The organism is Rhodoglobus sp. GW821-FHT12B09 (assembly GCF_058809925.1).
Genome location: NZ_JBXATB010000007.1, coordinates 1 through 14632, shown reverse-complemented (window position 1 = coordinate 14632; position 14632 = coordinate 1). Strand labels below are relative to the sequence as shown.

16 protein-coding genes are annotated in these 14632 nt (G+C 71.9%); 5 read left to right on the top strand and 11 right to left on the bottom strand.

Annotated elements, in window-relative coordinates; genetic code table 11:
* Position 1: 1 nt before the first annotated feature.
* Positions 2-766, bottom strand: coding sequence for an SDR family NAD(P)-dependent oxidoreductase (locus AC1RTC_RS13120; protein ID WP_493156359.1), 765 nt, complete (start codon positions 764-766; stop codon positions 2-4).
* A gap of 80 nt (positions 767-846) precedes the next feature.
* On the opposite strand from AC1RTC_RS13120, the gene AC1RTC_RS13115 reads away from it, so the two are divergent.
* Genes AC1RTC_RS13115 through AC1RTC_RS13105 form a run of 3 tightly spaced genes read left to right on the top strand, consistent with a single transcriptional unit; the run spans position 847 to position 4304 of the window.
* Positions 847-1395, top strand: coding sequence for a TetR/AcrR family transcriptional regulator (locus AC1RTC_RS13115; protein WP_493156357.1), 549 nt, complete (start codon positions 847-849; stop codon positions 1393-1395).
* A gap of 45 nt (positions 1396-1440) precedes the next feature.
* A complete protein-coding gene (locus tag AC1RTC_RS13110; protein WP_493156354.1) occupies positions 1441-2697 on the top strand; it encodes a cytochrome P450 in 1257 nt (418 codons plus the stop codon).
* A 2-nt stretch (positions 2698-2699) separates the two neighbouring features.
* The gene (locus AC1RTC_RS13105) at positions 2700-4304 is read left to right on the top strand and encodes an MBG domain-containing protein (RefSeq protein ID WP_493156353.1); all 1605 of its coding nucleotides are present in this window, start codon (positions 2700-2702) and stop codon (positions 4302-4304) included.
* Between the two features lie 9 nt (positions 4305-4313).
* Here AC1RTC_RS13105 and AC1RTC_RS13100 read toward each other — a convergent pair whose 3' ends face one another.
* The 8 genes from AC1RTC_RS13100 to AC1RTC_RS13065 are packed head-to-tail and all read right to left on the bottom strand — an operon-like array spanning position 4314 to position 11451.
* Positions 4314-5225, bottom strand: coding sequence for a cation diffusion facilitator family transporter (locus tag AC1RTC_RS13100; protein WP_493156351.1), 912 nt, complete (start codon positions 5223-5225; stop codon positions 4314-4316).
* Positions 5225-5893, bottom strand: a complete 669-nt coding sequence (locus AC1RTC_RS13095) for a cation diffusion facilitator family transporter (protein ID WP_493156349.1) — start codon at positions 5891-5893, stop codon at positions 5225-5227. Before AC1RTC_RS13095 ends, AC1RTC_RS13100 begins: the two co-directional genes overlap by 1 nt.
* Positions 5893-6225 (bottom strand): Cd(II)/Pb(II)-sensing metalloregulatory transcriptional regulator CmtR, encoded by a 333-nt coding sequence (gene cmtR / locus AC1RTC_RS13090; protein WP_493156347.1) that lies wholly within the window; start codon positions 6223-6225, stop codon positions 5893-5895. Before cmtR ends, AC1RTC_RS13095 begins: the two co-directional genes overlap by 1 nt.
* A 29-nt stretch (positions 6226-6254) precedes the next feature.
* Positions 6255-7106, bottom strand: coding sequence for an NAD-dependent epimerase/dehydratase family protein (locus AC1RTC_RS13085; protein ID WP_493156345.1), 852 nt, complete (start codon positions 7104-7106; stop codon positions 6255-6257).
* A complete protein-coding gene (locus tag AC1RTC_RS13080) occupies positions 7103-8560 on the bottom strand; it encodes a class I adenylate-forming enzyme family protein (protein WP_493156343.1) in 1458 nt (485 codons plus the stop codon). Before AC1RTC_RS13080 ends, AC1RTC_RS13085 begins: the two co-directional genes overlap by 4 nt.
* Positions 8553-9698, bottom strand: a complete 1146-nt coding sequence (locus AC1RTC_RS13075) for a cytochrome P450 (protein WP_493156341.1) — start codon at positions 9696-9698, stop codon at positions 8553-8555. The genes AC1RTC_RS13080 and AC1RTC_RS13075 overlap by 8 nt, the downstream gene beginning before the upstream one ends.
* Positions 9695-10429, bottom strand: coding sequence for a glycosyltransferase family 2 protein (locus tag AC1RTC_RS13070; RefSeq protein ID WP_493156339.1), 735 nt, complete (start codon positions 10427-10429; stop codon positions 9695-9697). Before AC1RTC_RS13070 ends, AC1RTC_RS13075 begins: the two co-directional genes overlap by 4 nt.
* Positions 10426-11451 (bottom strand): 3-oxoacyl-ACP synthase III family protein, encoded by a 1026-nt coding sequence (locus AC1RTC_RS13065; protein WP_493156337.1) that lies wholly within the window; start codon positions 11449-11451, stop codon positions 10426-10428. Before AC1RTC_RS13065 ends, AC1RTC_RS13070 begins: the two co-directional genes overlap by 4 nt.
* 31 nt (positions 11452-11482) lie before the next feature.
* On the opposite strand from AC1RTC_RS13065, the gene AC1RTC_RS13060 reads away from it, so the two are divergent.
* Positions 11483-11830: a UBP-type zinc finger domain-containing protein gene (locus AC1RTC_RS13060; RefSeq protein WP_493156335.1), complete on the top strand. Its 348-nt coding sequence runs from the start codon at positions 11483-11485 to the stop codon at positions 11828-11830.
* Here AC1RTC_RS13060 and AC1RTC_RS13055 read toward each other — a convergent pair.
* Both AC1RTC_RS13055 and AC1RTC_RS13050 read right to left on the bottom strand, forming a co-directional pair.
* Positions 11827-12249, bottom strand: coding sequence for a hypothetical protein (locus tag AC1RTC_RS13055; protein ID WP_493156333.1), 423 nt, complete (start codon positions 12247-12249; stop codon positions 11827-11829). The genes AC1RTC_RS13060 and AC1RTC_RS13055 overlap by 4 nt on opposite strands.
* A 16-nt stretch (positions 12250-12265) precedes the next feature.
* Positions 12266-14047: an ABC-F family ATP-binding cassette domain-containing protein gene (locus tag AC1RTC_RS13050; RefSeq protein ID WP_493156332.1), complete on the bottom strand. Its 1782-nt coding sequence runs from the start codon at positions 14045-14047 to the stop codon at positions 12266-12268.
* Between the two features lie 22 nt (positions 14048-14069).
* Here AC1RTC_RS13050 and AC1RTC_RS13045 point away from each other — a divergent pair, with 22 nt between their 5' ends.
* Entirely contained in the window at positions 14070-14576 is a 507-nt protein-coding gene (locus AC1RTC_RS13045; RefSeq protein ID WP_493156330.1) for an MOSC domain-containing protein, read from the top strand.
* Positions 14577-14632 lie beyond the last annotated feature (56 nt).

The window sequence follows — 14632 nt, the reverse complement described above, 5'->3', positions numbered from 1 at the left end:
GTCAGCCCTCGAAGCCGATGAGCCGCCCGGCCATCGGGCCGAGGACACGCTTGGGCACGAACCGGGTTCCCCACGCGGCGAACGCGTTGGCGGCGCCCGAGACCGCGTGCGGCGGAGTCGAGCGCCGGTCGAGCGCGCGCATCGCCGTCGCGATGACCTGCTCCGGAGTCTGCTGACGCCCGACCGCCGCCTGCGAGGTGCCCACGACGTCGAAGAACTCGGTGGCCGTCGCGCCGGGCGCGAGGGCGGTGACCTTCACGCCGTGCTTGCGGGCCTCGGCCCACATCGCCTCGCTGAAGCTCAGCACGAACGCCTTCGAGGCCCCGTAGACGGCCATGCCCGGGATGGGCTGGAACGCGGCAGTGCTTGCCACATTCACAATGCCGCCGAATCCGTTCGCGATCATCGAGGGCAGGAAGGCCCGCGTCGCGTCGACCACCGCGGCAACGTTCAGCGCGATCTCCTGCGCGAGGCGCTCCGGTGCCTCATCGACGAGCGCGCCGTGCGTGCCGAACCCCGCGTTGTTCACGAGCAGGTCCACGGGACCGGCGGCGTCGAGCAGGCGCTTCCCGGCTTCCGGCAGGGAGAGGTCGATCGTGACGATCTCCACCTTCACGCCGGTCAGCGACGCGGCGAGCTCCTCAAGGCGTTCGGTGCGACGGGCGGCGAGCACGAGGTCAGACCCGCGCGCGGCGAGCACGCGGGCGAACTCCACGCCCAGGCCGGCTGAGGCACCGGTGACGAGGGAACGTTTCGGGCTGAACATGGCGGGCTCCTTAGGTGAACGGGTGTGAACTAAGATAGGTTTACAGGCGTACACCTATCGATGTCAAGTGGGAGGCAGGGATGCGCGAACGCAGCCCGCGCGGAGAGGGCGCGAAACTCCGCGACGACCTCGTGTCTGCCGCCCGCGACCTCCTCGTCGTCCCGGAAGACCAGGCGCCGTTCTCCCTCCGCTCGGTCGCCAAGGCCGTCGGAGTCTCCCCCGCCGCCGTCTACCGGCACTTCGCCTCCGCGGAGGATCTCGTCGAGGCCGTCATCGCCGACCAGAACGATTCGCTGCGGGAGGCGCTCGGGACGGGGTCGATCGAGGAGCTCGGTCGGCGCTACGCGGAGTGGGGCCTCGCGAACAGGGGCTCCTACGTCCTCCTCTTCGAGAGCGCCGACCGCCTTGCCCACCGGGGCGGCCCGGGCAGCCCCGGCTGGGACATGGTCGAGGGCCTCGCCGCGCGGCTCGCGCACGAGCGCTCCCTCTCCCTCGAGGAGGGCACGGTCCTGGCGATCAGGCTGTGGGCTGTGCTGCACGGCATCGTCTCGCTGCGCATCCACAAGCCCGACCTGCCGTGGCCGACGACGATCGCCGACGAGATCGCCGAGCTGCTCCGCCGGATCTGACGTCGAAGGCCGCTCGAGGCGCCACAATCTGGCTAGATTGGCCCTGTGCCCGTAGCTGAGGATCTCACCGCCCCCGTGCGCCAGCGCACGCTCAACCCGCTCACGGACGGGATCGGCTCGGGCGCCCGCGCGCACGAGCACCGGCTGCTCAGCGCGGCCCGGCCGGCGCTGCCGTTCCTCAACTGGGTGGGCATGTTCGCCAAGCCGCTCCTCAAGGTGCCGGGGCTTGGCTGGATCACCGCCGACCCCCTCACCGCGCGGGCCGTGCTCAACGACCCCGACCACTTCACCCTGCTCAGCGAGGGCGGCGTCGGGCACCTGTGGGCGCAGATCCTCGGGGACTGGGTCTACGACCTGTTCGACGGCCCCGGGCACTACGAGCTGCGCACCAAGAGCCGCGAGCTGTTCACCGAGAAGACGAGCTTCGAGTTCGTCGAGCGCGCGTGGGGCAGTCGCATTCAGGATGCCCGGCGCGCGTTCGACGCCGGCGAGCCCCTCGACCTCGCAGACCTGAGCCGCATCCTGGTCGGGCAGATGGTGGTCACGCTCCTGGGCATGCCCGTGGCGGCGACCGCCTCGGGCGACCCCGACGACGTGTACCGCGAGATCTTCCGCACCGGCGAGGAGCTCGCCGCCACCGCGCTGGGCACCACCGCAGACACCGTTCTGCCGCCGGAGAAGATCGCGAAGGCCCGGGAGATCGTCGAGAAGCTCACGGGGCACATCGACGCGGCGTTCGAGACGGCGCCCGGCAGCACGATCATCGGACGCTGCCGCGACCTCGGCCTCAGCCTGCAGGAGACGAAGGGGCTGTCGACACTGCTGATGGTTGCGGGCACCGAGACCGCGGCATCCGCCATGGCGCGCACTGCCGCCCTGCTCTACGACACCGGCCAGCAGCACGCCCTGATCGCCGACCCGGCGCTGATGGAGGGCGCCGTGCGCGAGGCCCTGCGGGTCACGTCGCCGGCGCCGATCATCGGCCGCTCGGTGCTCGCCGACCTCACCATCGGCAAGCACACTCTCAGGGCGGGCGAGCGCATCGTCGTGCTCACCTGGACCGCCAACAACCTCGCCGGGGAGTACCGGGTCGACCGGGAGTACATCCCGCAGAACCGGCAGCTCTGGTTCGGCGCCGGCCGGCACCTGTGCCTCGGCGGCGCGCTCGCCCGCGCCGAGCTGACGAAGGTCATCGAGCTGCTCCTCGGCGACGGGCGGCCGTTCCGGATCGTCTCGCGCCGGTACGGCAAGCGAGTGCTGATCCCCGCGTATGAGAGCCTCGTCGTACAGAAGGCGGTGTGAGGATGAAGCGTCCCCTGGTATTCGGTGCGGCGGTCCTGTTCCTGGGCGCGCTCGTGCTCACGGCTCCGCTCTCCGCGGCAGCCGCTCCCCCCGGCATTGTCGTGAACACCCCCGTGACGATCACGGACGACACCACCACCTCCACGCCGTTCGCCACGGACTCGGTGACGGATGCCGACGACGACAGCCTCACCGTGACCATCACGTGGACCGCCGCCAACGGCACGCTCGCGGGTGCCGGCTTCACGAGCTCGGCCGGCAGCACCACTGCGACCGGACTGCCCGCCGCGGTCACGGCGAGCCTCCAGGGCCTTGTCTTCACCCCCACGGTCGGGCTCACCGCGACGACGACGTTCACGATCGATGTGACCGACGGCACCACCCCGGTCACGAACAGCGCGGTCTCGGTGCAGGTAACCGCGGTCGTGCCCGACCTGCACATCGGCGCCAGCGGCAGCGCGACCTACGGCTCCGCGGCGACCGTGGGCCCCGTGTATCCCGCGGGTATGACCGGCGTCGACACGTCGGGCGTCACCTGCACGTCCTCGACCGCTCTCACCGACGCGGCCGGGACGTACGCGACCTCCGGGCTCTGCTCCGGTGCGGTGGCGGAACCCGGCTTCGCCTACAACTTCGTCTACGACGCCGGCCCCGTCGTCATCGGCAAGGCGCCCCTCACCGTCACCGCCTCGACGGGCTCCGGCGTCTACGGCGCTCTGCCCGCGGTCACGCCCGGCTACTCGGGGCTCATGAACGGGGAGTCGTCGGTGAGCGGCATCACGTGCGCGGTGGTCGCGCCCGGGAGCTTCCCCCAGGCCCCGACCCGGTGCTCGGGCACTCCCGCGAACTACGCGCCCTCGTTCGTCGACGGACTCATGTCGATCACGAAGGCCACGCTCACGATCACGCCCTCCAACGCGCACGCCGCCTACGGCACCGCGGCGCCCGTCACCCCGGCCTTCGCCGGGTTCGTGAACGGCGAGACCAAGGCCGCCCTCAGCACCCAGCCCACCTGCACCACCTCCGCCGGTGCCACCGCCCACGTCGGCGGCTACCCCGGCACCACCAGCTGCACGGGGGCCGCAGCGACGAACTACACGATCGGGTACGGCGCGAGCGGCACCACGACGATCACGCCCGCCCCGCTCACGATCACGGCGCTCGGCAAGTCGCGGCTCCAGGGCGAGCCCAACGGCACCTTCACGGCGTCCGCGACCGGCTTCGTCAACGGCCAGACTCTCGCGAACCTCACCGGCACCCTCATCTTCACGACGGCCGCCAGCATCACGAGCGGGCCGGGCAGCTACCCCGTGCAGCCCTCCGGCGTGAGCTCGACCGACTACGCCATCACGTTCCTGCCCGGGGTGGTCACGGTCACCGCGGTTGCCCCCACCCCGACGCCGACTCCGACCGTCACTCCCACTCACACGCCGACGCCGACTCCGACCCCGTCACCCACGCGCACCCCGTCGCCGAGCCCGACGCCCGACCCGGTGCCGAGCAGCGGCTCCCAGGACTTCGCCTGGCTGCCGTGGGTGATCGGCGGCGCGGGCGTGGTCTTCGTCGCTGCCGCGATCGCGATCGTCGCGTGGAGGCGGAGGGTCTAGCCCGCCCCGTCAGTCGTGCGTGGGGTGCTCGTGCTCCCCGTGCCCGGCGGGCTCGAGCTGGAACGTCGAGTGCTCGATCTGCACCGAGAAGTGCTCGGCGACGCAGTGCTGCAGGTCGTCGAGCATCCGGGCGTTGTGGCCGTCGTAGAAGCACGAGTCGTCGACGACGACGTGGGCGGTGAGCACGGGCATCCCGGTGGCGATCTGGCTCACGTGCAGGTCGTGCACCGCTGTGACGTGCGGGAGCGCGAGCAGGTGGTCGCGCACGGAGTCGAGGTCGAGGCCCTTCGGCGTCGACTCGAGCAGCACGCTCGTGGTGTCGCGCAGCAGGAGCACCGCGCGCGGCAGGATGAGGGCTCCGATGAGGATCGCGGCGATGGCGTCCGCGAGCTGGAACCCCGTGGTGGCGATGACGATCGCCGCCGCGATGACGGCGACCGACCCGAGCGCGTCGTTGAGCACCTCGAGGAAGGCCGCGCGGAGATTGAGGTTCTTCCCGCGACTGGACGCCAGGACGATGATGGATGCCACATTGCCGAGCAGCCCGATGATGCCGAACACGACCAGCTGGCTGCCGGTGATCTCCGGCGGGTGGAAGAGCCGCTGCACGGCCTCGACGAGGACGAAGATCCCGACCGCCAGGAGTACCGCGGCCTGGGCGGTTGCTCCGAGCACCTCGGCCCGCGCCATACCCCAGGTGCGCTTCGAGTTCGTGGGACGCTTCACGAGGGTCGCGGCGAGGAGCGCGATGGCGAGGCCGCCCGCGTCGGTGAGCATGTGGGCAGCGTCGACGAGGAGCGCCAGGCTGCCGGTGATGATCGAGCCGATGACCTCGGCGACGAGCACGGCGGCGGTGATGCCCAGGGCTATCGCGAGTCGGCCGCGGCCCGAGTCGGCGTGGTCGTGCTCGTGCTCGGCCATCAGTCGCCGTTCCCGTCGTTGTGGTCCTCGTCGTCGAGCAGCATCCCGATCGGGGTTGCGCAGGTGTCGCCGCGCCAGGCCTCGACGCCCTCGCGCACCGCGAAGCCCACGATCACGAGCGCCGCCGCGGAGTCGGCCCACCACCAGCCGAACAGCGAGTTGAGGGCGAGCCCGACGAGCACTGCGGCGGAGAGCAGGCTGCAGATGAGCGTCTGACGCGAATCGGCGATCGCGGTCGACGAGCCGAGTTCACGGCCCGTGCGGTACTCCACCAGGGACAGCACCGGCATGATGACCACGCTCAGGGCGGTGAGAACCAGCCCGACCGTGCTGTGCCGCGGCTCGACCGCGCCGAGAAGCGATAGCACAGCGCTCACGCCGACATAGGCCGCCAGGAGGAAGAACGAGAGCGCGATCACGCGAAGGGCGGGCTTCTCCCAGCGCTCCGGGTCTTTCCGGGTGAACTGCCACGCGACGGCTGCGGCGCTCAGCACCTCGACCACCGAGTCGAGGCCGAAGCCGAGCAGCGCGATCGACGACGATGCGACACCGGAGGAGATCGCCACGACGGCCTCGACGACGTTGTAGGCAATGGTCGCGCCGACGATCCACCGGATGCGGCGGCGAAGGACGTCGACGCGCACAGGCCGTTCGAGGGTGGCCGTCATCAGCAGCAGTCCTCCGGAGCGCGGTGCGTCGCGGCGCCCTCGTCGATCGTGAGCACGACGCGCATGAGGTCGGAGAGCGCGTGGGCGAGCAGCGGATCTGAGATCTCGTACCGCGACTGGCGGCCTTCCGGCTCCGCCACCACGAGACCGCAGTCCCGCAGGCACGCGAGGTGGTTCGACACGTTCTGCCGCGAGAGGCCCAGCTCCTCCGCGAGCGCCGCGGGGTACGACGGGCGCTCGAGGATGGTCATGAGGATGCGCGAGCGGGTCGGATCCGCCATCGCGCGACCGAGCCGGGTCATGACGTCGAGGCGCGAGGCGAGCGTGATCATTCCCCCACAGTACAGCGCAGGCTGTACTGTCACCAGCCCTCTGCGCCGGCCAGAGTCGTGGGCCCTGGCCGGTAGCCGAGCATCTCGCGGGCGCGCCGCAGGTCGAGGGTCCGCTCGAGGCCGAGCTGGCTCACCGCGTAGCGCGTGAGCCGCGGCCGGCGCGACAGCCTCTCGAGCGCGCCCACCGCCGCGAACGCCGCACCGTACGGGATGCTGCGGATCGCGACATCCGGCCGCCCCCGCCGCGCGAGGAACTCCCTGAGCACCGCCGAGAGCAGCACGTCGGTGTCGTCCCCCACGTTGTAGACGCCGGGCGGTCCGGTGAGCGCGAGCTCGACGGCGGCAGCCAGGTTGTCGATGTGGGTGAGCGTGTGCCGTACCTCGGCCCCCTCGGGCAGAACCAGACGACGGCCCCGGATGCCCGCCAGAACCCTCGGCAGGAGCGTGCGGTCCCCCGGACCGTACACGGCGTGCGGCCGCAGCACCACGGCGCCGGCGGGGATCTCGGCCTCCGCCGCGGCCTTCGACTCCGAGTAGCTGCTCAGGAACCTCCTCGGCAGCGGGGTGTCCTCGGAGATGCTCACGGACGGCGTGAACGCGTCGTAGACGCTCGACGTGCTGATGTGCACGAGCCGCGCGCCGGGGAAGCTGGCGACCACGTTGCGGGTTCCGATGCGGTTCACGAGCATCGCCTCGCCGAGCGGGGCTGAGTCGTCGGCGAGCGCCGCGCAGTGCACTACCGCGTCGGCACGGCCGTCGATGGGGCCCGCCGTGATGTCCCACTCGCGGCGGCTGAGGGGGACCACCTCGTGGCGCTCCCTGAGGGCCCTCACTACCGCCCCTCCCACGAATCCGGCCGCGCCGGTGACGGCGACCCTCACAGCAGCTCCTGCAGCGCCGCGCGGTCGAGCTTCTGGCTGCGCCCCTTCTTCGGCAGCGCGTCGAGCACCACGATGCGGTCGGGCATCACGGCCGCGTCGATGAGGCCCGGCAGCGCGGCCGCCACGCGACTCGCGTCGCCCACGATCGCGAGCACGAGCTCGTCGTCGCCGATCTCGTTGGGCACGCCCGCGAGCGCCGCCTCCTGCACGCCCGGGATGCCCGCGATGACGGGCTCGTACAACCCCGGGTACACGTTGGTGGTGCCGCGGATGAACATGTCCTTGCTGCGCCCGCCGAGCACCAGGCGGCCGCTCTCGAGCCGCGCTAGGTCGCCGGTGCGGAGCTCGGCGAGAGGCGGTTCGCCGAGGTAGCTGCCGAGGCCCTCCCCCGCGACCACGAGCTCGCCGCCGTCGATGCGCGCGTCGATGGCGCCCATGAGCTCCCCGACGTAGTCGCCCGGCCCGTCGAAGGCCAGCTTCTCGTCGCCGTCGGCGATCGCGACCGGCAGGATCTCCGTCATGCCGTAGATCGCCCGCACGGCCGTGCCGGGCAGTTGCGCGCGCACCCGCTCGAGCAGCGGCCGCAGCACCGGGGCGCCGCCCACGAGCAGCATCCGCAGGTGCGGCGGGTCGATCCCTGCGCGCAGCAGGGCGTCGAGGGCGGCGGGCACGGCGAACAGCACGTCGGCGTCCCGGAGCAGCGGCAGGTACTTGTCGGGCTTGGCACCGGGGTCCGCGCCGGCGGGCGGCAGCACCCAGTGCGCGCCCGAGATGAGCGCCGGGATGCCCACCATGAGCTGGTCGGTGAGCACCCTCTCGCCTGCGGCAAACCCCACGTGCGCCGCGAAGTCGGCCAGGCCCGTGCCGAGGGTGGTGCGGGAGTGGACCACGGCCTTGGGGTGGGAGGTGGTGCCGGAGGTGAAGATGATGAGGGCCTCGGTGCCCGGTTCCGATACGGCCCCGGCGGGCCCGCTCAGCCCGCGGAGGGCGATCGCGCCCCAGGGCACGCCCGGCAGCCACGGCCCCGCGTAGATGTGCCGCGCCTCCGGCACGACGGTGCCGTAGTCGGGCAGCTCGAGGCCGCGCGCGCGGGCGAGCCTGCGCAGCGGCCCGCGCGACACGGCGTAGAGCAGCGACTCGGCAGCCACCCACTTCGGCGCCGCGAGGCCCGCCCGCGCGCGGAACATCGCCTCCCCCGCTCCCGGATCGGCGAACACGATCGTCCCGCCCGCCGCGATCACGCCGAGCGCGAGGCAGATGCCCCCGAGGCCGGGCCGCACCGAGAACAGCACGCGGTCGCCGGGTACGAGACCGCGAACGGAAAGGGAGGACGCCACGCCGTGAATCCGGTCGCGCAGGTCGCGGTAGCGGAGTGTCGTCCTCCCCAACGTCATGGCAGGGGCGTCTGGCGTGCGCTCGCACGACTCGAGCAGCGCCGCGAGGATGTCAGCCACGCGCGACCCTCAGCGACGCGTACGACGGGATCAGCACGCCCCGCGCCGGGGTCCGCGACACGATGCGCAGCTCCCCCGCGTCCAGCAGCGCATCCAGCACCAGCCGGATCTGCGCCATGGCGAGCGGTGCCCCGAGGCAGAAGTGCGTGCCCGCGCCGAACCACAGCTGCTTCAGTTGCGCAGCGACGTTCGTGGACGGGTCGAACGGCCCGAGCGCCCGGTTCGCGGCGTAGGTCGCGAGGATCACGCGGTCGCCCGGCCGCACGGCCACGGGGCCGATCGCGCCCCGCGCGACAACGCTGCGCAGCATCACGGGCGACGGCGTGGTGACCCGCAGACCCTCCGCGATCGCGGGCTCGGCGAGGGACCGGTCGGCGGCGATGAGCGGGAGCCAGCCGGAGTCCACCAGGACGGCGACGAGGCGCGGGATGTACGAGACCAGGGTCTCGGTACCGGTGAGCACGAACGCGCCGACGGCACCCATGGCCTCGTCCTCCGTGAGCCCGAGCGCGCGCATCCTGCCGGGCACCGTCTGCTCGTCGCCCGAGCGATAGGCCTGGCGCGCGTGCGCGGTGAGCTCGTCCAGGATGCCCCGGGCGACGCCCACCTGGGCCGGGGTGAGCCGGGGCCGGGCCAGGCGCACTAACCGGGTGATCGACGACACCCGGTCGAACAGCTCGTCGTCGAGGCTCTCCAGGGGCAGGCCCACGAGCTGGGCGATCATCGCGCTCGCGTACCGCTTCACCTCGGCCACGATGTCCACGGTCCCGCCGTCCCTCAGCCGCGCGGTCAACTGCGAGGCGGGCAGGGATGCCGCGGCCAAGGGCTCCACGTACGAGGGGGCGAAGAGGCTCCCGAGCTTGCGCCGCAGTGCGAGGTGGTCGGCGCCCTCCATGTTGAGCAGCACGGCCGGACCGAGCACGGGCGTCCACAGGTCGCTCGGGCTGCCGGGGCCGGTCTTCGTGAACGTCTCCGTGTCCAGGAGGGTCGAGCGCAGCAGGCCGGCGTCGCGCACGAGCACGCCGAGGCCCGGCACGCGCAGCACGGGCCGGCGCGCGGTCTGCAGCAGCGGGTAGACGACGGGGTGCGCCGCGCGCATCACCCGCTCCTCCCACTTCACGGCGTCGGCGATCGTCATCGGATGTCGACGTGCTCCGGCTTGTACGCGTGGTCCTTGTACCAGAGCAGCGTGTTCTTGAGCCCCCACGCGCTCACGCGGCGGGAGCTGCCGTAGACGACGACGTCCCGGCGCCGCGCGTAGTTGCCGGTGAGCCTCCGCACGGCGTTCACGAGCGCGCGGTCCTCGTGCAGGTCCTCGATGGCGGTGCGCGGGAACCCGCCGGCCGCGACATAAAGGTCGGCCCGGATGCCCACGTTGCAGCCCGCGGCCATCATGTAGGGCCCGCGGTACTCGGGGTCGCGGTTGCCCGGCCGGATGCGCCCGAACGCCTCCGCGAGCTCCACGGCGGCCCGCAGCAGCACCCGCCGCCGGAGCGGGAGCCCCTCGTCGTGCCGCGGCACGAGCTCCCCGCCCACGAGGCCGAGGGTGCCGAGCGAGCGGCGGACTGCCGCCGTCCAGTCCGCGCGGGGCAGGCAGTCCGCGTCGGTGCGGGCCAGCAGGGTCGCGCCCGCGGCGATGGCGGCGCGCATCCCGGTGTCTGCTGCGGCGCCCGTGCCCTTCTGCGGCTCGTGCACAATGTGCCAGCGCGCACGGCCCCTCGCCGCGATGATCGCTGCGGAGTCGTCCGTCGAGCCGTTGTCGACGAACCAGACGTCGAAGTCGCCGTCGGTCTGGGCCTCGAGCGCGTCCAGGGTCGCGGCGATGCCCGCCGCCTCGTTGTACACCGGCACCACCACCGCGAGGCTCACAGCCGCACCACCATGAGCCCGAGGCTGATGCCGCCCGCGAGGCCGATGAGCAGCACGAGGCTGCCCGCGCGCACGAGCCCGCGCTCGCGCGCGAGCTGCAGCTGGAGCGGGAGGGTGACGGACGCGAGGTTGCCGTGGTCGGCGATCGTGATCACCGACTTGTCGGCCGCCACGCCCAGCCGGTCGAAGATCGGGGGCAGGTACGGCAGCGCCACCTGGTGGATCGCGACGAGGTCGAAGTCGTCCCATGCCAGCCCGTTGCGCTCCAACAGGTCGAGCACCGGCTGCGGCCCGAGCTCGAGGAACGCCTGCTGCAGCCCGGAGCCGTCCATGTCGAAGTAGGCACGGTCCATGTCCCGCGGGTTCATCGACCCGCCGGTCGGCAGCGTGCCGATCCCCCAGTGCCGGCTCACCGCGACAAAGCTCGAATCGAGGATGCCCGTGGCCCCGTCGTCCGTCGCCTCGAGGATCACGGCCGCCCCGCCGTCGCTCATCGTGTAGCCGGGGAAGGATCGGATGAACTGCTCGTGGTCCGCGAGCTCCCACCGCACCCCGTGCGACGGCTGCTCCCCGCTCGCGATGAGCACGCGGCGGTACTGGCCCGCGGCGATGAGCGCCTCGGCGACCTGCATCGCGTTGATGACGCTGTTGCACGCGTTCTTGATATCCATGACGGGGCACTCGAGGCCGAGCTTGGCGGCGACGATGTGGCTCGTCGCGGGCTCGATGAGGTCCTGGCTGGCGCTCGCGAAGATGACGAGGTCGATGTCGCCGGGGCTCTGCTCCAGCGCCCGCTCGGCCGCGGCCACCGCCAGGTCGGAGGTCTGCCAGCCCTCGGGCCTGAGGTGCACGGTCTCGACGCCCGTCAGCCGCCCAATTAACCCGGTCGCCAGCTTCAGCTTGGGATTCTGGGAGCGCAGGTCTCGCTCGGTCTGCTTCGTGGTGCGGGTCTCGTCCGGCAGGTAGATTCCGATCCCGGCGATTCGGGCGGAGGCGCTGCGTTGATCGAGAGGCACGGGCACGAGGGCGAGCCTATTCGGAATACTGGGGTGCATGACGACTCTGGGCATCGACACGACAACTCCCCCGAGCGGCACCGGCTGCGTGGAGTGCGAGGCAACCGGCTCCTGGTGGCTCCATCTGCGACGGTGCGCCGAGTGCGGGCACGTCGGCTGCTGCGACGACTCGCTGAACAAGCACGCGACCGCGCACTGGCGCGAGTCGGGGCATCCGGTGATGCAGTCGTTCGAGCCGGGCGAGGACTGGTTCTGGAACTACGAGACCAGCGAGTCGTTCAGCGGCCCGCAGCTCGCGGAGCCCGACTGCCACCCGCTCGACCAGACCGTGCCGGGGCCCGCGTCGCGCGTCCCCGCCGACTGGCAGCAGGAGCTCGGGGCCTAACCGCCCAGCGCGACCCTGCGCTGGTCGGCAGCGCCGTAGGCGAGCGCGCCCAGCAGGGCGACGACGACGGAGGCGAAGAACATCCCGACTGCCGCACCGATCGCCCACGGCGTCTGCTGCACGACGCCGAGGTAGAAGCCGATCCCGGCGCCCACGACTCCGACCCCGAACGCGACGATCGTCAGCACTCGCAGCGGCACGAGTTCGGCCTTCGCACGTGACTCGATGCGGAGCGCGAGCACGGAGATCGCCGCGCACACGACAGCCAGTGCGACCCCGGTCGACGCCGGCGCGAAGTACGCCACCGAGAAGCAGAGCACCGCGAGAACCACGAGGGCCACGGCGATGACCACGCCGACGATTCCGGTGAGACGGGGCCGCTTGGCGCGGAGGAGTTCGGTCGATCGTTGCTGAGTCACCCTCACACCCTAGCGGCTAGGCGAGCAGCTCCTCGAGCTCCAGCCAGCGGAACTCGACGGTGTCGAGCTGCGCCTGCAGATCGGCGATCTCCTTCGCGAGCGCGCCGAGCCCGGTGTAGTCGGACTGGTCGTGGGCGGCCATCCGGGAGTGCACGTCGGCGATGTGGCCGCTCAGCTTCTCGATCTTGCGACCGGCCGCCGCGTACTCCTTCTGGGCGTTGCGCAACTCGGCGCCGCCGAGCTTGGAGGGCGCATCCGGCTTCGACACGGCCGCAGGCGGCCTGCTCGACCCGCTTTCGACGGCGCGCAGCTCCAGGTACTGGTCGACGCCGCGCGGCAGGTGGCGCAGGTGCTTGTTCAGGATCGCGTACTGGTTGTCGGTGACGCGCTCGAGGAGGTACCGGTCGTGGCTCACGACGAGCAGGGTGCCGGGGAAGGTGTCGAGCAGGTCCTCGATGGCGGCGAGCATGTCGGTGTCGAGGTCGTTGGTCGGCTCGTCCAGAATGAGCACGTTCGGCTCGCTCAGCAGGATGAGCAGCAGCTGCAGCCGGCGCTTCTGGCCGCCCGAGAGGTCCTTGACCTGGGTGGAGAGCTGCGCGCTCGCGAAGCCGACGCGCTCGAGCATCTGGCTCGGGGTCATCTCCTTGCCGCCGGAGACGTAGGTGCTCTTCTGGCGGGAGATCACGTCGCTCACGCGGTCGGTCCACACGTCCTCGAGCTCGGCGAGCTGCTGGGTGAGCGTGGCGACCTTGATCGTCTTGCCGCGCTTGACCCGTCCGCTGGTGGGCTGCAGCGTGCCGGACACCAGGGAGAGCAGCGTGCTCTTGCCCGCGCCGTTCACGCCGAGGATGCCCGTGCGCTCGCCAGGGGCGATGCGCCACGTGACATCCGTCAGCACGGTCTTGTCTCCATAGGCGACGCTGACGTTCTCGAGGTCGACGACGTCCTTGCCGAGGCGCTGCATGGCCATGCTCGACAGGGCGACGCTGTCGCGGGCCGGCGGCTCGTTGGCGATGAGCTCGTTCGCGGCGTCGATGCGGAACTTGGGCTTCGCGGTGCGGGCGGGGGCTCCGCGGCGCAGCCACGCGAGCTCCTTCTTCATGAGGTTCTGGCGCTTCGACTCCATGGTCGCCGCCATCTGGTCGCGCTCCACGCGCTGCAGGATGTACGCCGCGTACCCGCCCTCGAACGGCTCGATGAGCCGGTCGTGCACCTCCCACGTGGCGGTGCAGATCTCGTCGAGGAACCACCGGTCGTGGGTCACGACCACGAGCCCGCCGGCGTTCGACGACCAGCGGCGCTTGAGGTGGCCGGCCAGCCAGGTGATGCCCTCGACGTCGAGGTGGTTGGTGGGCTCGTCGAGGAAGATGATGTCGTGGTCGCCGATGAGCAGCGCGGCGAGGGCCACGCGCCGGCGCTGGCCGCCCGACAGGTCGCCCACGAGGGCCTCCCACGGGAGGTCGGCGATGAGGCCGGCGATCACGTCGCGCACGTTGGGGTCGCCCGCCCAGACGTGCTCGTCGATGTCCCCGATGACGGTCTGGTGGACGGTCTTGGTGCCGTCGAGCTCGTCCGCCTGGTCGAGCATGGCGAGGGTCACGCCGCCGCGGCGCGTGACGCGGCCGGAATCCGGTTCTAGGCGGCCCGCGAGCATCCGGAGCAGAGTCGACTTGCCGTCGCCGTTGCGGCCGACGATGCCGATGCGGTCGCCCTCGTCGAGGCCGATGGTCAGCTTGTCGAAGATGACGCGCGTCGGGAATTCGAGGTGCAGCGCCTCAGCGCCCAGGAGATGTGCCACTGCCTAAAGGTAGCTTGGATCCGTGTTCTCCCATGACGTGACGATCGAGCTGCTGCTGGCGTCACCGCTGCACCGGTACGAGGGACGTCCTTCGGACGGGCCTCGGGATGCCACGGGGCCCGAGCTGCACGCCTCCATCGAGGTCCGGGCCGGCCTCGGCATCCTGGGTGACAGGTACTTCGGGCAGCGGGCGCACCGCACGGCGTCGGTGACCGTCATGGCGGCGGAGTCCGTCGAGCGCCTGGGCCCCGGCCTCGACCCCGCCGACACCCGCCGCAACATCATCGTGCGCGGGCTCGACATCGACTCCCTGCGCGGCCAGGACTTCGCACTCGGCGGCATCCTGTTCCGCGCCCACCGGCCCGCGAACCCCTGCGCCTGGATGGACGTCGCCCTCGCCCCCGGCGCCTTCAAGGCCCTGCGCGGCCACGGCGGCATGCGCTGCGAGCCCCTCACCTCCGGCACCCTGCGCCTCGGCCCGACCGTCGCCGGAACGCAGCGCGCCCCGCGCTCCCTGCCCCTGTTCTAGCCGCGCGCGCCGCGGCCGCGCCGCCGCCGCGGGGCGGCCCCGCCGCCGCCCCGCGC